This is a genomic window from Janthinobacterium sp. GW821-FHT03C08 (genome assembly GCF_059420905.1).
Genome location: NZ_JBWKUP010000001.1, coordinates 259,655 through 276,524, shown reverse-complemented (window position 1 = coordinate 276,524; position 16,870 = coordinate 259,655). Strand labels below are relative to the sequence as shown.

General features: G+C 66.5%; 12 protein-coding genes. 9 read left to right on the top strand and 3 right to left on the bottom strand.

The features are described 5' to 3' along the window. Window positions 1–333 precede the first annotated feature (333 nt). Entirely contained in the window at window positions 334–3,453 is a 3,120-nt protein-coding gene (locus AC07VL_RS01245; RefSeq protein ID WP_494804258.1) for an efflux RND transporter permease subunit, read from the bottom strand. Window positions 3,454–3,456: 3 nt separating this feature from the next. Beyond that, window positions 3,457–4,689 (bottom strand): efflux RND transporter periplasmic adaptor subunit, encoded by a 1,233-nt coding sequence (locus AC07VL_RS01240; protein WP_494804257.1) that lies wholly within the window; start codon window positions 4,687–4,689, stop codon window positions 3,457–3,459. Window positions 4,690–5,088: 399 nt separating this feature from the next. On the opposite strand from AC07VL_RS01240, the gene AC07VL_RS01235 reads away from it, so the two are divergent. Then, window positions 5,089–7,614 (top strand): sensor domain-containing protein, encoded by a 2,526-nt coding sequence (locus tag AC07VL_RS01235; protein ID WP_494804256.1) that lies wholly within the window; start codon window positions 5,089–5,091, stop codon window positions 7,612–7,614. Here the strand turns inward: AC07VL_RS01235 and AC07VL_RS01230 are convergent. Then, window positions 7,611–8,597 (bottom strand): endonuclease/exonuclease/phosphatase family protein, encoded by a 987-nt coding sequence (locus AC07VL_RS01230; RefSeq protein ID WP_494804255.1) that lies wholly within the window; start codon window positions 8,595–8,597, stop codon window positions 7,611–7,613. The two genes, AC07VL_RS01235 and AC07VL_RS01230, sit on opposite strands and share 4 nt — an antisense overlap. A 37-nt stretch (window positions 8,598–8,634) precedes the next feature. On the opposite strand from AC07VL_RS01230, the gene ybaK reads away from it, so the two are divergent. The 8 genes from ybaK to AC07VL_RS01190 all read left to right on the top strand — a co-directional run bounded on the left by ybaK (window position 8,635) and on the right by AC07VL_RS01190 (window position 16,838). Then, window positions 8,635–9,126, top strand: a complete 492-nt coding sequence (gene ybaK, locus AC07VL_RS01225) for a Cys-tRNA(Pro) deacylase (RefSeq protein WP_494804254.1) — start codon at window positions 8,635–8,637, stop codon at window positions 9,124–9,126. Window positions 9,127–9,223: 97 nt separating this feature from the next. Next, on the top strand, window positions 9,224–9,868 hold the full coding sequence (gene plsY, locus AC07VL_RS01220) for a glycerol-3-phosphate 1-O-acyltransferase PlsY (RefSeq protein WP_494804253.1): 645 nt from the start codon (window positions 9,224–9,226) through the stop codon (window positions 9,866–9,868). Between the two features lie 90 nt (window positions 9,869–9,958). Next, entirely contained in the window at window positions 9,959–10,630 is a 672-nt protein-coding gene (locus AC07VL_RS01215; RefSeq protein ID WP_494804252.1) for a DsbA family oxidoreductase, read from the top strand. A gap of 69 nt (window positions 10,631–10,699) precedes the next feature. Continuing rightward, window positions 10,700–10,990, top strand: a complete 291-nt coding sequence (locus AC07VL_RS01210; RefSeq protein ID WP_494804251.1) for a DUF427 domain-containing protein — start codon at window positions 10,700–10,702, stop codon at window positions 10,988–10,990. Between the two features lie 41 nt (window positions 10,991–11,031). Then, window positions 11,032–11,994: a DUF2157 domain-containing protein gene (locus tag AC07VL_RS01205; RefSeq protein ID WP_494804250.1), complete on the top strand. Its 963-nt coding sequence runs from the start codon at window positions 11,032–11,034 to the stop codon at window positions 11,992–11,994. Next, window positions 11,991–13,652 (top strand): GDYXXLXY domain-containing protein, encoded by a 1,662-nt coding sequence (locus AC07VL_RS01200; protein ID WP_494804249.1) that lies wholly within the window; start codon window positions 11,991–11,993, stop codon window positions 13,650–13,652. The genes AC07VL_RS01205 and AC07VL_RS01200 overlap by 4 nt, the downstream gene beginning before the upstream one ends. A 62-nt stretch (window positions 13,653–13,714) precedes the next feature. Further along, window positions 13,715–14,971: a metal-dependent hydrolase gene (locus AC07VL_RS01195; RefSeq protein ID WP_494804248.1), complete on the top strand. Its 1,257-nt coding sequence runs from the start codon at window positions 13,715–13,717 to the stop codon at window positions 14,969–14,971. Window positions 14,972–15,086: 115 nt separating this feature from the next. Continuing rightward, window positions 15,087–16,838: a cation:proton antiporter domain-containing protein gene (locus AC07VL_RS01190; RefSeq protein ID WP_494804247.1), complete on the top strand. Its 1,752-nt coding sequence runs from the start codon at window positions 15,087–15,089 to the stop codon at window positions 16,836–16,838. The last annotated feature ends 32 nt before the right edge of the window (window positions 16,839–16,870 follow it).

The window sequence follows — 16,870 nt, the reverse complement described above, 5'->3', positions numbered from 1 at the left end:
GTGCACAAGGCGAAGAAAATCCGCCCGGATTGGGGGGCAGCAGACGATAACGGTGGAACGATGAGGAGGGGAGGGGCGGCGAGCTGACTCGCTGCCGTAAGAACCGCACCTTGCCGGAGGCAGGGCGGGCGGAATGCGCGCGTCTTGCCTAAGGCCGATCGCCGATGGTCAATCGACTACTGTCACTGGAACAAGCACCCACGAGTCACTCCATACAATTGATAACGGGGACAGTCTAGCCAGCGCAGCGGCTTTGGTCAACTGAAGCTCTCTTCAGGAAGCCGCCGCGTCGTCCCCGCCAATGCGGGGACGGTGAAGGCGAGCGGTGGGAGATCAGTGGGCGTGCGCTTCGCCATCGCCGGCGGCGTCGGCATGCGCATGCTCGGCACCCCGGAAGAAGCGCGCGGCGCGCTTGCCCAGGCTGTCGAGGTAGGTGTAGGCGACGGGCACCACCACCAGCGTGAGCAGGGTCGAGGTGATCACGCCGCCGATGACGGCGCGGCCCATCGGCGCTTGCGATTCGCCGCCGTCGCCCAGGCCGATGGCCATGGGCAGCATGCCGAAGACCATCGCCAGGGTGGTCATCAGGATGGGGCGCAGGCGCACCTGGCCCGCTTCCATCAGCGCCTCGAACTGCCCCAGGCCTTCGCGCTGGCGCTGGTTGGTGAAGTCGACCAGCAGAATCGCGTTCTTGGTGACGAGGCCCATGAGCATGATGAAGCCGATCACGGAGAAGATGTTCAGGGTGCTGCCCGTTATCAGCAGGGCCAGCAGCACGCCGATCAGGGACAGCGGCAAGGACACCATGATGGCGATCGGCTGTAGGAAGCTGCCGAACTGCGAGGCGAGCACCAGATAGATGAAGATCACGGCGATCCCCAGCGCCATCATGGCGCCGCCCATGGTCTCGGCCATCTGCTGCGCATTGCCGGCCACGTCGAAGCGCACGCCCGGCGGCGGGTCGATGGACTGGATGGCCTTCTGCACGTCGGCGTCGACGTCGCCGGCAGGGCGGCCCTGGGTGCCCGCATAGATGGCGACCCGGCGCTGCAAGGCCTGGCGCTTGAGCACCTGCGGGCTGGAGGACGGCACGAAGTCGACCACCTGGCGCAGCGGGATCATGATGGGCTTGCCGTTGGCATCGAGCTTGCTCGACGCCAGCGACAGGTCGGCCAGGTCGGCCACCTTCTGCCGGCCCGACTTGGGCAGCTGCACGTTGACGTCGTAGTTCTGCCCGTCGGACGCCAGCCAGTGGCTGACCGTGTCGCCCGCCACGAACGGACGCAGGGCATTGCCGATCTGCTGCACCGACAGGCCCAGGTCGCTGGCCAGTTCGTTGTTGATCTTGACCGTGGTGGACGGGTTGGCGCCTTCCTGGCTGTATTCCATGTCGGCCAGGCCCTTGATGGTGCGCATCTTGTCCATCAGGCGGTGCGCCACTTCATCGAGCTTGCCTTCATCCGTGCCGAGGATGGCGATGAAGATGGGGCGGTTGCCCACCGACAGGGTGATGCCGGCGATCGGCGCCAGGCGTTCGCGGATCAGCTTTTCCAGTTCCTGCTGCGAGCGGCGCTTGTGCGTCTTGATGTCCGTCAGCTTCAGGTTCACGTCGGCCGCATTGCGGCCATCCTGCGTGCCCACGTTGGCCACCAGGCTGTCGATCTCGGGGAATTCCTTCAGGGCCGTTTCGATCTGGCGCACCTTGGAATCCGTGTACTCGAGGCTGGAGCCGACGGGCGTCTTGAAGCGCAGGTTGACCCAGCCCTGGTCCGTCTCGGGGAACATCTCGCCGCCGATCATGGGCACGAGCATCAGGCTGCCCGCGAACAGGGCCACGGCCGTGGCCAGGGTGGTCTTGCGCCAGCGCAAGGCCACGGCCAGCACCTTGCCATACCAGACGTGCAGGCGGTCGATGCCCGTCTCGATCCAGGCCATGAAGCGGCCCAGCCACGGCACGTACTTGAAGCGGTCCTTGACGGGGTCGCGCCAGACGGACGACAGCATGGGGTCGAGCGTGAAGCTGACGAACAGGGAGACGAGGACGGCGACGGCCACGGTGATGCCGAACTGCAGGAAGAAGCGGCCGATGATGCCATCCATGAAGGCCACGGGCACGAACACGGCGACGATGGCAAACGTGGTGGCCATCACGGCCAGGCCGATTTCATTGGTGCCGTCGTTGGCCGCCTTGTAGTGGTTCTTGCCCATGCCCAGGTGGCGCACGATGTTTTCGCGCACCACGATGGCATCGTCGATCAGCAGGCCGATGCACAGGGACAGCGCCATCAGCGTCAGGAAGTTCAGGGTGAAGCCGAAGGCCTTCATGGCGATGAAGCTGGCCAGCACGGAGATCGGCAGGGTCAGGCCCGTGATGATGGTCGAGCGCCACGAGTGCAGGAACAGGAAGACGATCACCATGGTCAGCACGGCGCCTTCGATGATGGTGCGCTTGACGTTATTGAGCTGGCTTTGCACGCGCTCCGATTCGTCGTCCAGCACACGCAGGGTGATATCGGGCGGCAGCGTCTTTTGCAGGTCGGCCGCCACCTTCAGGATGCCGGTGCCCACTTCGACCACGTTGGCATCCTGCACCTTGGTGATTTCCATGGTCACGGCCTGCTGGCCGTTCATGCGCGAGATCGACAGCTCTTCCTGCTCGCCGTCGACGACGGTGGCCACCTGGTCCAGGTAGACGGGGCCGACGGCGCGGCGCGCGACGATGATCTTGCCGAATTCGCGCGCATCCTTGATCTTGCCTTCCACGCGCACCAGCTGTTCGGCCGCGCCATGGCTGATGGAGCCGGCCGGCAGGTTGGTATTCGTCGCCTGGATGGCGCGGATGACTTCATCGACGCCGATGCCCTGGGCATTGAGTTCGATCGGCTTCATGCTGATGAGGATCTGGCGCGCGCGCAGGCCGCGCAGCTTGACCTGGCCCACGCCGGCCACGCCCTGGAAGCGCTTGCTGATGATTTGCTCCGTCATGGTCGACAGCGAGCGCAGGTCATGCCCCGTCGAGGTCAGCACGATGGTGGCGATGGGGCGCTCGTTGTCGCCCTCGGCGCGCGCGATGAACGGGTCCTTGGCCTCTTTCGGGAAGCGCGGGCGCACCAGGGCCACCTTGTCGCGCAAGTCCTGCATGGCCTTGTCCATGTTCGTCGACAGCTCGAATTCCAGGTAGACGCCGGCGCGTCCTTCCCACGAGTTGGCGCGGATGGTCTTGATGCCGCTGACGGTGTTGACGGCGTCCTCGATGGGGCGCGTGATGTCGTTTTCCACCGCTTCGGGCGAGGCGCCCGGGTAGCTCACTTCAATGGCGGCGAACGGGAACTGCACGCTGGGCATGCTCTCCACGCCCAGGCCCCGGTAGGAGAAGATGCCCAGCACCACCAGCGCGACCATGACCATGGTGGCGAAGACGGGATTCTGTATGCTGACTTTGGTCATCCACATGGCTTAGTCTTTCCGTGCCAGCACGGCCGCCTGCGCGGCGGGGGCCGCGGCGGGCGCGGCGAAGGTCACGCCGTGGCCCGGCTTGACGCCATCGAGCCTGGCGACGATGACTTTCGCGCCCGGCACCAGGCCGGACTTGACCTCGGCATAGCCTTCATCCTCGTTGCGCAGTCCCAGGGTGACGGGCTGCTCGACGACCTTGTTGTTCACCAGCGCATACACGACGGGGCCCTGTTTTTCATTGCGCACGGCCGTCAGGGGCACCAGCGGCGCCACGGCCGAACGCTCCGTGACGATGCTGCCCTTGGCGAACATGCCGCCGCGCAGCGCGCCGTCGGCATTGTCGACGGCGATGTAGACCAGCATGGCGCGCGAGCCGCTCTCGGTGGTGGGATTGATGCGCGTGACCTTGCCGGCGAAGTCGCGCGCGCCGAAGCCGTCGACCTTGAAATGCACGTCCTGGCCCAGCTTGATGCGGGGAATTTCCGCGCTGGGCACGGGCGCTTCCAGGGTCAGCTGGGCCAGGTTGACGATGGTGTAGACGGGCATGTCGGGCGCGACCTTTTCGCCGGCCTGCACGTGGCGCTTGCTGACGATGCCGCCCATGGGCGCGCGGATCACCGTGTCGGCCAGCGCGATGCGGGCCAGGTCGAGCAGCGCCGCGTTGGACTTGACGCCGGCGCGGGCCAGGTCGACCGAGTTCTGCGTCGTGTCGTAGGCCGTCTGCGAGATGTATTTTTGCTTGAGCAGGGCCTGGCTGTTGGCCTCGTTCTTGGCCGCCATCGACAGGCGCGCCTGCGCCTCGTCGAGCAGGGCTTGCTGCTGCGTCAGGCGGGCGCGCTGGTCGGCCGCGTCCAGGCGCACGAGGATTTGCCCAGCGGAAACGCTCTGGCCTTCCTGCAAGGTCGTCTCGTGGATGACACCCGAGACCTTGGCCTTGATGGTGGCCTGGGTCAGGGGCGCGAGCGAACCGGACAGGGGCAGGCTGATGGCCAGCGCGCGCGCATCGATGGCCGCCACGTCGCCTTGCGCCAGCTCATGCACGGGCGTCTTTTCCTTGTCCTTCTTCTTGCTGGCCTGCTGCGCGGCCGCCTTGGCCGCCTGCTGCTTCGACTGCATGACGGTCCAGCCGCCGCCGGCCAGGCCCAGCACGACAAGGATGAGGAGGGGCGTGCGCCAGCGGCGGCTGGGCTTGGCTGCAAGGGGGGAGGCCGGTGGCAATGTCTCGTTTTTCATAGGGCTCTTCGATGGAGGCGGCGCGAGGGCTCGGCGCCAGGGCTCGTTGCGGCCCGGCCTGTGGCGGGCCGGGAGAATTCGGGTAGCGCACCGCCGTGGCGGCCGCAGACGGCACGCCTGCCGCTGCGGTCGTTCACGGCGATACGCATGTTGCCACTTTAGGAAGATTCAAGCCCGGCCGCCATCGCCGTGCGACAGAGTGCACAAAAACGGGGCTGGAATGCAAAAATCGCCGACCGGAGCCACGGATCGCCGGCCGCCGGCACGCGCCGGCATGCCACGATGCTTGAGCATCCTCAATAAGCCGATTCGCCGGCGCGCAAGAATGGCAGGGATGGTTGCGCCACCGGCTGGCCAGATGCTTGCCGGTCGCGGTGCGGCCGCGCCACGGGAGAGCTGATGTCTGACCGGATTGCCGCAGCCGCCCCGTCGCCGGGCCGTTTGCTTGCCGCCGCCGATGCAGGAGCGGGCCCGGCGGGCAGGGCGCTCGACCTGCTGTCCATCATCGTTGCCGCCGTCGAACAGGCGCCCGGCCTGGCCGTGCGCGGCATCGACCGCGATGGCATCGTGCGCTACTGGAGCGCGGGCGCGGCCCGCCTGTATGGGATACCGGCCGAGCTGGCCGTGGGTCGGGCGTGGGCCGGCCTGGCCGCCGCCGTGCCGCAGGGCCCGGACGGGTCCGGCGATGGCCACGCGGAACTGGCCGCCGTCTGGGAAAGCGGCAAGGCCCGCACGGCGCGGCTGTGGCGCCTGGATGCCGACGGGATCGCGCCGCGCTGCATCCATTCCACCGTGTTTCCCGTCATCGCGTCCGGGCGCGTGCGGCAAGTGGTCTGCCTCGATATCGACATCACGGCCAGCGGCCAGGATGGCGCGGCGCAGGGCGCGCTGCTGTTGATGGGTGACAATTTCCGCCAGTTGTACGACAAGTCCGCCGACGCCATCATGCTGCTGCGCGACGAATACATCGCCGAGGCTAATCCGGCCGCCATTGCCCTGTTTCAATGCGAAGAGCGGCCCCGGCTGCTGGGACGCCGTCTCAGCGATTTCTCGCCCCTGCGCCAGCCCGATGGCGAATTGTCATCATTGCGCGGCGCGCAACTGGCCGCGCAGGCGCATGCCGACGGCAATTGCCGCTATGACTGGTGCTATCAGACCTGCCTGGGAGAACTGTTCTGGGGCGAAGTGCTGCTCACTTCCGTCACTCTCGACCATAGTCATCTGTTCTATGCCGTGATCCGCGATATTTCCTCCCGCAAACTGGCCGAGCGGGCCTTGTACCTGTCGGCGCAGGTCATCGAACATGCCAGCGTCGCCATCGTCGTGATGGACCCGCAGCAGCGCGTCGTCAGCATGAATCCCGCCTACAGCGAAATCAGCGGCTACAGCCCGGACGACATGCTGGGCAAGCCCTTCGTCCCGCACGGCGCGGAGCAGGACGCGCCGGCGTTTGTCGAGCACGTGTGGCAGGAGGTCGACGCCAACGGCTATTGGCAGGGCGATATCGTCGGCCAGCGCAAGGCGGGCGGGCGCTATCCGGCCTGGCTGTCGCTGACGGCCATCCGCGATAGCCAGGGCCAACTGAGCAATTACATGGCCATCCTCAGCGACATCAGCGAGCGCAAGAAGAGCGAGGAACACACGCGCCACCTGGCCGAGCACGATTTCCTCACCGACCTGCCGAACCGGGTGCTGCTGCTGGACCGGCTGTCGCAGGCGCTGGCGGCGGCGCGGCGCAGGCTGAGCATGCTGGCCATCCTGTACCTGGATCTCGACCATTTCAAGCATATCAATGACAGCATGGGCCATCACGTGGGCGATTTGCTGCTCAAGGAAGTGGCGCGACGCCTGGTGCGCTGCGTGCGCGGCGTCGACACGGTCAGCCGCCACGGCGGCGACGAATTCGTCATCATCCTGGCCGAGGTGGGCGGCATCGACCAGGCGGCGCACGTGGCGGCCAGCCTGCTGCAGGCCGTCACGCAGCCCTACCAGCTGGGCGACTACGAGCTGCAGGTGGCGGCCTCGATCGGCGTGGCCATCTTTCCCAGCGATGGCGACACCATCGATGCGCTGCTGCACAACGCCGATGTCGCCATGTACCACGCGAAAGAAGGCGGGCGCAACAATTTCCAGTTTTTCAATGCGGACATGCATGCGCAGATCGTCGAACGGGCCAGCCTGGAACAGGGCTTGCGCGCCGCCCTGGGCCGCGATGAATTCGTGCTGGAGTTCCAGCCCGCCCTCGACGTGGCCAGCGGCGGCATCGTCGGCGCGGAAGCCTTGCTGCGCTGGCGCCATCCGCAGCTGGGCCTGCTGCCGCCCGAACGCTTCCTCGGCGTGGCCGAGGAGTGCGGCTTGATGGTGTCGATCGGCAACTGGGTGCTGCAGCAGGCTTGCCGGCGCGCGCGCGCCTGGCACGACGCGGGCCAGGCCTGGTGGGTGGCCGTGAACTTGTCTGCAGCGCAATGCCTGCACAATAATTTGTTGCATAGCGTGCAAGAAGCGTTGCAGCTGTCGGGCTTGCCCGCCGCCAGGCTGGAACTGGAAGTGACGGAAGCGCTGCTGATGAAGGGGGGCGCGCGCCTGGCCGACGTGCTGGCGCAGCTGCGCGCGCTGGGCGTGCGCCTGGCCATCGACGACTTCGGCACGGGCTATTCGCGCCTCGCCAATCTGCGCCATTATCCGGTGGACAAGCTGAAAATCGATCCCTCCTTCCTGCCGGGCGCGCAGGATGGCGCGTCCGACACGGCCGTGGCCGCCACCATCATCGCCATGGCGCGCGAGCTGCAGCTGACGGTGATCGCGGAAGGGGTGGAAACGGCGCAGCAGCTGGCCTACCTGCAGGCGCAGGGCTGCCAGCAGTACCAGGGGTGCTTTGCCAGCGTGCAAGTGGCGGGCAGTGTTCTGGGGAAGTTGTTGAATTAATCAATGTTTCCCAGCAGCTTGACGCGCATCAGGACCTGGCCATGGTCGGACGCGTGGGGCAGTCCCAGCAGCAGGTGGTCGTTCAGGTAGTTCACGTCGAGCACGGCGCCGATGGCGCGCGGCGAGGCGGGGTGGAAATGTTCCGAGACGAGGATGTGGTCGATGGTCATGTAGGTGCTGTCATGGATATTCGTGTAGCCCGCGTGGCGCGCCGCATCCTGGCGTAACTGGATGGCGTTGGCGTCGTACAGGCGCGCGCGCATGTCGGGCGCGTCGCCCTGCGCTTCGCACGGCGCGCCGGCGCCCATGACGATGGCCGTCGTGACGGCGTTGGCAATGTCGTTGAAGTCGCCCAGCACGATGCGCGGACGGCCACTGAGGCCCAGTTCGCTCACCAGCACGCGCAGGGCCACGGCTTCCGCGCCGCGCCGCTGCAGCGAACGCAGGTTGGCCAGGGCGTACGCGAGCGCATCGCTGCCGTCGCCATGGCGGTAGTCGGGGCGGCGCGATTTCAGGTGCAGCACCACCACGTCCGTCAACTGTCCGCCGGGCAAGACGACTTGCACATGCAGGGGAGCGCGGGCGAAGCGGCTGGCGTTTCCGTCGTCGGCATGGCCGTCGGCGGGCAGCAGCACGCCGGCAGGGAAATTGGCGAAGGCCACGCCGGGGCCGGCCAGGGGCAAACGCGAGACCAGCGCCACCGTGGGCAGCATGCGCCCGGCCGCGTCCGACGCATCATAGCCGGCCTGCACGGCTTCACGGTAGCGGCGCGTGCGCGACAGCACGTCGCGCAGGGCCGCCTGCGAGAAAATTTCCTGGAAACCGATCACGTCCGCGTCGAGCAGGTCGATCTGCCGCGCTGTCCACTCCGCCTTGGCCTCGTATTGCGCGGGGCTCAGCGGTTCCAGGTTGTCATACAATTTCGCCCCGGCGGGGGCCAGGTTGCAGACATTGAATGTGGCAAAGCGGATTTCTTGCTGCATAATTAGCACTCCTCACTGAACGATCAGCGTATCACGCATGGCTAAAAAAGAGCATATTTCCGAAACGCAGGCGACGCAGTTGCTGCGCAAGCATCAAGTTTCCTTTGAAGAACACCCGTATCCGTATGAAGAACACGGCGGCACCAGTGTCTCGGCGCGCGAACTGGGGGTGCCCGAGCACGAGGTGGTCAAGACCCTGGTGATGCAGGACGAGGCGGCGCGCCCGATGATCGTGCTGATGCATGGCGATTGCAAGGTGTCGACCAAGAACCTGGCGCGCTCCATCGGCTGCAAGTCCGTCGAGCCATGCAAGCCCGAGGTGGCGCAGCGCCATTCCGGCTACATGATCGGCGGCACGTCGCCGTTCGGCACCAAGAAGGCCATGCCCGTCTACGTGGAAGCGTCCATCCTGGACTTGCCGCGCATTTACATCAATGGCGGACGGCGCGGTTTCCTCGTCTCGCTGGCGCCGCAGGTGCTGCTCGATTTGCTCAAGGCCAAGCCGGTCCATTGCGCCCTGCAGGACTAGGGAAATCGGCCGCAGGCTGTCGCCGGGCAGGGGCCATGGTGTATATTCTGCTGCGCCAGCCTTGATGCTGGTGTAATAAACATAACAAAGGGAAGAAATGAATCCAGTAATCACAACCGTGGCAATGACAGTGGCCGCTTACTTGCTCGGCTCGATATCGTTTGCTGTGGTGATGAGCAAGGTCTACGGCATCGCCGATCCGCGCACCTATGGCTCGAAGAATCCGGGCGCCACCAACGTGCTGCGCAGCGGCAATAAAGGCGCGGCCATCATGACCCTGCTGGGCGATGGCGCCAAGGGCTGGCTGGCCGTGTTCCTGGCTGACCATTTTGCCAGCGCGCTGGGCGTGGGGGACACGGCCGTGGCCCTGGTGGCCATCGCCGTCTTCCTCGGCCACCTGTGGCCCGTGTTCTTCCGCTTTGTCGGCGGCAAGGGCGTGGCCACGGCCCTCGGTGTGTTGCTGGGCATCAATCCCTGGCTGGGCCTGGCAACCTTGGCCACCTGGCTGATCATCGCCTATGCCTTCCGCTACTCCTCGCTGGCAGCCCTGGTGGCGGCCCTGTTCGCGCCGTTTTACTACGCCTTGCTGTTCGGCGTCGATCCGATCTTGCTGGCCGTCATCGTCATGAGCGTGCTGCTGGCGTATCGCCACAGCCAGAACATCGCCAACTTGCTTGCTGGCAAAGAAAGCAAGATCGGCGGCAAGAAGGATGGGGCCAAGGTCGCCGTCAAGAAAAAGTAAGCGCTTGATTTCCCGCGGCCCGCACGCATATGCTGTGCTTGCGGCGCCGCGCGGTGCGGCCGCCACCGACTCGCGCAAAGGCTACCCACCATGACTGTTTCCACCTCCTCCGCCACACCCGTTCCCGTCCGTATCGATTTCGTTTCCGACGTTTCCTGTCCCTGGTGCGTGATCGGCCTCAAGTCGCTGGAACAGGCGCTGGACAAGCTGCACGATACCGTCCAGGCCGACATCCACTTCCAGCCCTTCGAACTGAACGCCAACATGGCGCCCGAGGGCGAGGACGTCGGCGAGCACATCGCCCGCAAATACGGTTCCACCCCGGAACAGATGGCGCAATCGCGCGAGGCCATCCGCGCGCGCGGCGAACAGCTGGGCTTTACCTTTGCCATGGACAAGCGCGGCCGCATCTACAACACGTTTGACGCGCACCGGCTGCTGCACTGGGCCGGCCTGCAAGGGCGCCAGAAGGCGCTCAAGATGGCGCTGTTCGACGCCTACTTCACGCAGGGCAAGGACCCGTCCTCGCACGCCGTGCTGCTGCAAGTGGCGGGCGACGTGGGCCTCGATACGGCGAAAGCGGCCGACGTATTGGCGTCCGATGCCTATGCGGACGAGGTACGCGCGCAGGAGCGCTTCTACCAGCAGAACGGCATCAATTCCGTGCCGGCCGTCATCATCAACGAGCGCCACCTCATTTCCGGCGGCCAGCCGCCCGAAGTGTTTGAGCGAGCCTTGCGCCAGATCATCAGCGGCGCCTGATCCGGGCGCCAACGGCGCGCGCCATGACGGGCATTTTCGGCTACACTCGCGCAGAGGGAGGATAGTCAAATGCCAACAGCCAGCTGGAATGGCGCCGTCATCGCGCAAGCCACCGACGAACAGGTAGTGCTCGTCGAAAACAATGTGTATTTCCCCCTGTCTGCCGTGCAGCAGGCATACCTGCGTCCCAGCAGCCACACCACGGTGTGCCCCTGGAAGGGCACGGCCAGCTACTACGACCTCGTCGTCGATGGCGCCGTCAATGCCAACGCGGCCTGGTACTACCCCCAGCCCAAGGATGCGGCCAAGCAAATTGCTGGCCACGTTGCCTTCTGGCGCGGCGTCAGCGTCGCGCGCTGACTTTTTACGCCCCTATCATCGGATCACCACGAAAGCAGACGATGGATCTACGCCTCGCCGTGTACCAGCTCGCCTCGGCCCATGCGCTCGATGCCCAACAAACCCGGCAGTTGCAGGAAGTGGCCGGCTTCCAGCGCGAACCGGCGCGCCTGGCCTACTGGCTGCCGCGCGGCGTGGCCGTGCTGGGCGCCGCGCTGCTGGGCATGGGGCTGATCTTCTGGGTCGCCGCCAACTGGGAAGACCTGGGCCGCATGGGCCGCTTTGCCCTGCTGCAAGGCGTGCTGGCCGCCGCCTGCATCGGGGCGTTCGCCGTCCCCAAGGCCCGCGTGCCCCTGCTGCTGGTGGCTTTGCTGGCCATCGGCGGCCTGTTCGCGTATTTCGGCCAGACGTACCAGACGGGCGCCGATCCGTGGCAGCTGTTCGCCCTGTGGGCGGTGCTGGCGCTGCCGCTGTGCCTGGTGGCGCGCAGCGACGTGCTGTGGGCGCCGTGGATGCTGATCTTTTCGACGGCCGCCACCCTGTGGATGCAGGCGCATGCGCGCCACAGCTGGCGCATCGATTCGGGCGACCTGCCCATTTTCGTCAGCGGCTGGCTGGCCGTGCTGCTTGCGTGCGCCTTCGTGTCGCCCCTGCTGGCGCGCTGGACGGGAGCGGGCAGCTGGGCCTTGCGCCTGGGCCTGGTCCTGGCCACCATCCTCATCACGGGCACGGCTGTCAGCGCCCTGTTCGGCAGCGAGGTCGGGTCGCCGTACTGGGCGGGGCTGGGCTTGCTGGCTGTCGCCGCTACGGTGCTGGCCACGAGTCAGTTCTTTGACGTGTTCGGCCTGAGCGCCGTGGCGCTGGGCCTGAATACCCTGCTGGTGGGGGGCTTGATGTATTTGCTGTTCAACGGTGGCGGCGGCAGTGAGGTGGGCAAGCTGATCATGCTGGGATTGGTCGCCGCCGTGCTGCTGGCGCTGACCGTGCAAGGCATTTTGTGGCGCACGCGCCAGGAGGCGGCATGAGCGGCATGAATACCCAGCGCAACGATGCGCTCGATACCCTGATCGCCGACGCCACGCGCACCGGCCTGTTACCGTCAGGTGCCAGCCGGCCCGAGCAGGATGTGCGGCCTTGGCCGCTGGTGCTGATGACGGCTTTCGGCGCCTGGCTGGCCGCCATCCCCCTGGTGGTGGCGCTGGGTGTGGGCCTGGAAAGCATCGTGCGCCATGGCCCCGGCGCGTATGTCGTGGCCGCCATCGTGCTGGTGGCAGCCGTGCTGCTGATCCGCGCGCGCGGTGTAGCGCTGTTTGTCGAGCAGCTGGCCGTGCCCTGCCTGCTGGTGGGCGGCGGCTTGCTCGGCTATGCGCTGTTCCGCGATTGCCCGGCGCAGACGGCGTCCTTGCTGCTGTGTGTGGCGTGCCTGCTGGTGGCCGCCGCCTTGCCGCGCGACTGGCTGCGCGTGCTGCTGGGCGTGGTCGCTTGCGGCTTGCTGGCGCTGGGCATCGTCAATAGCGGGCGCGACTGGATTTTCGAGAACGACCCCACGCAGCTGTACCTGGCCTGGATGCTGGCCCTGGCCCTGTGGCTGGGCGCGCACTGGCTGCAGAAACAGGCCTTCAACGACGGCCGCGGCGCGCCCGTCGCCGCCTTTCTGGAATCGCTGTCGACGGGCTGGATACTGGCCGTGCTGCTGGGCCTGGTCTTCTGGTCCGGCATGACCTTCATGCTGGGTGCCAGCGTGGGAGGCGGCCTTGTCGGCGAGGTGACGCGCGAAGTGAGCCGGCACCAGGGAGCGGCCTGGTATGCGCAGGCCTTGAACGGGGTGTCGCTCGTGCTGGCCGTGGCGGCTGCCGTCTGGACGGGCTGGCGCTGGCCGGCGCTGCGCCAGCTGCCCGCCATCGGCGTGGCGCTGGTGCTGGTCGTGCTGGCCTGGTGCATGCCGGCGCTGGGTCCCGTGCTGCTGATCCTCGCGTATTGCCTGACGAGCGGGCGCACGCGCGTGGCCGTGGCGGCCGCGCTGGCGGCGGCGTGGGTCATCGGCAGCTTTTATTACCAGCTGGCCTGGCCGCTGGCCAGCAAGGCGGCGCTGCTGGCTGTGGCCGGCGCGCTGCTGTGCGCGCTGTCGTGGCTGGCCACGCGCGGCGCCGTGCTGCACCTGGTGGAAAGCAAACCGGCGGGCGTGGCGGTCGAACGCCGCTTCTTGCGCCTGGGCGTGCTGGGCGGCTTGCTGCTGGTGTTGCTTGTCGCCAATGGCGGCATCTGGCAGAAGGAGCAATTGATTGCCAAGGGCGAGCCTGTGTTCGTGGAACTGGCGCCCGTCGATCCCCGTTCGCTGATGCAGGGCGATTACATGCGCCTCAATTTCGTCAACCTGGGTGTCCTGAGCACCCTGGCCAGTGTGGACAGGGCGCCGGGCAGGCCCCTCGTCGTGGCCAGGCGCGATGCGCGCGGTGTGGCCGAACTGCTGCGCCCGTACACCAAAGAGGCGCTGGCGCCCGGCGAATTCCTGCTCGAGCTGACGCCGAAGGATGGCAACTGGGTGCTGGTCAGCGATGCCTGGTTCTTCAAGGAAGGCGAGGCGGCGCGCTGGGAAAAGGCCCGTTACGGCGAATTCCGCGTCCTGCCCGATGGCCGGGCCTTGCTGGTGGGCATGCGTGGTCCGGAGCTGGAAAAGCTGTAGATGTCGTAGCGCAAGTCGTAGTGCAAGAGCGCGCCAGGGTGGCCATCCTGTAAAATTGCCCGATGGATAATATTACGCATTCGGTCATCGGCCTCGGGGTCGGCGAACTGGTACACCGCAGCCTGCCGCCCGAGTCGCAGCCCCCCGCCCAGCGCACCCGGCGCGCCCTGTTCCTGTTTACGGCCTGGTTTGCCAGCAATGCGCCCGACCTGGACCTGGTGCTGACCAGGCTGCTGCCGCGCCCGTTCGGCTACATGCTGCACCACCGCGGCCACACGCACACCCTGCTGCTGGCCTTGCCGCAGGCGCTGCTCTTGCTGGCGCTGCTGTGGCTGCTGTGGCCCGGCGCGCGCCGCCTGCTGAAGGACAGCGTGCCCGCCCGGTTGGGCCTGGCGGCTTGCCTGCTGCTGGGATTCTGCCTGCACATGGGCATGGATTTTCTCAATTCCTATGGCTTGCACCCGTTCTATCCCTTCAACAGCCGCTGGCTGTATGGCGACATGGTCTTTATCGTCGAACCGATGTTCTGGGTGCTGCTGGGCGTGCCCGTGATCATGTCCTTGCGCTACGGCATCGTTAAAAGCGTGCTGCTGGCGGGACTGGCGGCGGCCCTGTGCTTCTTTACCTATCAAACCTACCTGGCGCCCGCGTCCCTGGCCGTGCTGCTGGGGCTGGGCGTGGTCCTGGCCGTGCTGCAAGGACGGGCCGGCGAGCGGGGGGCCGGCCCCTTGCTGCTGGCGTTCGCGCTGGCCGCCACCTTCATCGGCACGCAGGGCGTGGCGTCCGCCCTGGGCCGCACGCGCATCGAGGCGGCCGTGCAGCGCCTGGACCCCGGCACGCGCGTGTGGGACGTGGCGATGACGGCGTTTCCCAGCCATCCCCTGTGCTGGATCTATGTCTCGCTCGACAGCAAGACGGACGCCAAGGCGGACGCGTACACCCTGCGGCGCGGCACCCTGAGCCTGCTGCCCGGATCGCTGGCGCCCGCCGCCTGCCCGGCGGGCCTGGCCGAGACGGGTAGGCAAGGCCAGCAGCTGGCACCCGGCATCGCCGTGTCGGCCCAGGCGACGGGCAGCTTGGCCGCCCTGCGCGCCTTGCAGGAAGACAATTGCTATGCCGACGCCTGGTTCCGCTTTGCACGCATGCCCCGCCTCAACGCCAACAAGCTGACGGACGTGCGTTTCAATCCGGACATGTTGCCCAATTTCACGACCGTCGAACTGGAACAGTTCCGCGCGCGACCGTGTCCCGCCTACGTGCCGGGCTGGGACCGTCCCCGCGCCGACATGCTGGGCCTGCCCCGGGACGAACGCCCGTAGCGGATTTATTGCCTTACGGCAAAAAATATCGGGTGCGGGCGTTTGCCTGCCCGGCCCGGCATGCGACAATTGCCAATTCGGCATGCTTGCCGTCACTGACATGGATTGAATTATTTTGGAAGAGCAACACGCCTTACCGTATCTGCGGGAAACCCTGCTGTTTCTCGCCCTGGCCGGGATTTTCATTCCGCTATTGCAACGCCTGAAGGTCAACCAGGTGCTCGGCTTCCTCGCCGTCGGCTGCCTGTTCGGCCCGTTCGGCTTCGGCCTGTGGGCGGGCGACTTCACGTGGCTGACGTATTTTTCCTTCGTGCGCGCGGAACAGGTCAGCGGCCTGGCGGAGCTGGGCGTGATGTTTTTGATGTTCATGATCGGCCTGGAACTGTCCACGGAACGGCTGTGGGCGCTGCGCCGCTGGGTATTCGGCGCGGGCGTGGGGCAGGTGGCCGTCAGTGCCTGCCTGATCGGCGGCGTCGCGTATTACTTCGGCCTGTCGCTGGAAGCGTCCATCGTCCTGGGCCTGGTGCTGTCGCTGTCGTCCACGGCCGTCGTGATGCAGCTGCTGACCGACCAGCGCTCCCTGCAGACACCGGCCGGCCAGGCGGGTTTTTCCATCCTGATGTTCCAGGACCTGATGGTGGTGCCGCTGTTCATCCTGATCGACGTGTTCGCCAGCGGGCGCAGCGACGACCTGGCCTATCTGCTCAGCTTTGCGGCCGTGAAATCGGCCGGTGCCATCCTGCTGATCTATCTGCTGGGACGCCGGGTCATCCGTCCCCTGTTCCAGTTTTTCGTCAAGAAACGCCAGCCCGACGTCTTCATGGCCCTGACCCTGCTCAGCACCCTGGGCATCGCGGGATTGACGTACCTGGCGGGCCTGTCGATGGCGCTGGGCGCCTTGCTGGCGGGCTTGCTGCTGGCGGAAACGGAATTCCGCCATGAGGTGGAAGTGACGATCGAGCCCTTCAAGGGCTTGCTGATGGGCCTGTTCTTCATGTCGGTGGGCATGCAGATCGACGTGCGCGAAATCCTCAAGTCGCCCGTCTTGATTCCCCTGGCCGTGCTGAGCCTGTTTTTCCTGAAAGCCCTCGTCATCGGCGTGATTTTCCGTCTCGGCGGCTTTCACTGGGGGCGCGCCGTGGAAACGGGCGTGCTGCTGGGGCAGGGCGGTGAATTTGCCTTCATCGTCGTCGCCTATGCGCTCGGTACCAAACTGATCGGCCCGCAGGTGGCGCAGTTCGTCATGCTGGTGGTGGGCCTGAGCCTGTTTGCCACGCCGGCGCTGGCCAAGGCGGCGCGCGGCTTTGGCAACTGGTGGGAAAAGCGCCACCACCATCAGCTGGCCGACCTGGCGCACGGCGCGCCGCCGCCGCAGGGCAGCACCGTCATCATCGCCGGTTTCGGCCGCGTGGGGCAGTTGCTGGCCAAGGTGCTGACGGAGCAGGATATCGCCTATGTGGCGATTGAAAACGATGCGCGCCTGGTGACGACCCTGCATCCGCGCGGTTTCCCCGTGTATTTCGGCGATGCGTCGCGCGCGGAATTGTTGCAAAAGGTCAATGCGGACCGGGCCGCCGCCGTGGTGCTGACGATGGACCATGCGGCCTCCGTGCTGCATGCCGTCAAATCCATCCGCCGCGAGTATCCGCAGCTGCCCGTGTATGCGCGCGCCCGCGACGAAGCGCATGCGGTGGCGCTGATCCAGGCGGGCGCCACCCTCGTCGTGCCCGAGGCGCTGGAAGCGGCGCTGCAACTGACGGCCACCGTGCTGCACACGGCGGGCCTGTCGGAAGCGCGCGCGGCGGACATCGTGCAGGCCGAGCGCGACCGGCGCAATGCCGTGCTGCTGGCGAAGAAACTGTCCTAACGCATACCGTCGCGCCAACCTGGGTGCAATCG

Bases quoted from the DNA above. Each gene is read 5' to 3' on its own strand.
- AC07VL_RS01245 (WP_494804258.1), bottom strand. From the start codon at position 3,453: ATGTGGATGACCAAAGTCAGCATACAGAATCCCGTCTTCGCCACCATG.
- AC07VL_RS01240 (WP_494804257.1), bottom strand. From the start codon at position 4,689: ATGAAAAACGAGACATTGCCACCGGCCTCCCCCCTTGCAGCCAAGCCC.
- AC07VL_RS01235 (WP_494804256.1), top strand. From the start codon at position 5,089: ATGTCTGACCGGATTGCCGCAGCCGCCCCGTCGCCGGGCCGTTTGCTT.
- AC07VL_RS01230 (WP_494804255.1), bottom strand. From the start codon at position 8,597: ATGCAGCAAGAAATCCGCTTTGCCACATTCAATGTCTGCAACCTGGCC.
- ybaK (WP_494804254.1), top strand. From the start codon at position 8,635: ATGGCTAAAAAAGAGCATATTTCCGAAACGCAGGCGACGCAGTTGCTG.
- plsY (WP_494804253.1), top strand. From the start codon at position 9,224: ATGAATCCAGTAATCACAACCGTGGCAATGACAGTGGCCGCTTACTTG.
- AC07VL_RS01215 (WP_494804252.1), top strand. From the start codon at position 9,959: ATGACTGTTTCCACCTCCTCCGCCACACCCGTTCCCGTCCGTATCGAT.
- AC07VL_RS01210 (WP_494804251.1), top strand. From the start codon at position 10,700: ATGCCAACAGCCAGCTGGAATGGCGCCGTCATCGCGCAAGCCACCGAC.
- AC07VL_RS01205 (WP_494804250.1), top strand. From the start codon at position 11,032: ATGGATCTACGCCTCGCCGTGTACCAGCTCGCCTCGGCCCATGCGCTC.
- AC07VL_RS01200 (WP_494804249.1), top strand. From the start codon at position 11,991: ATGAGCGGCATGAATACCCAGCGCAACGATGCGCTCGATACCCTGATC.
- AC07VL_RS01195 (WP_494804248.1), top strand. From the start codon at position 13,715: ATGGATAATATTACGCATTCGGTCATCGGCCTCGGGGTCGGCGAACTG.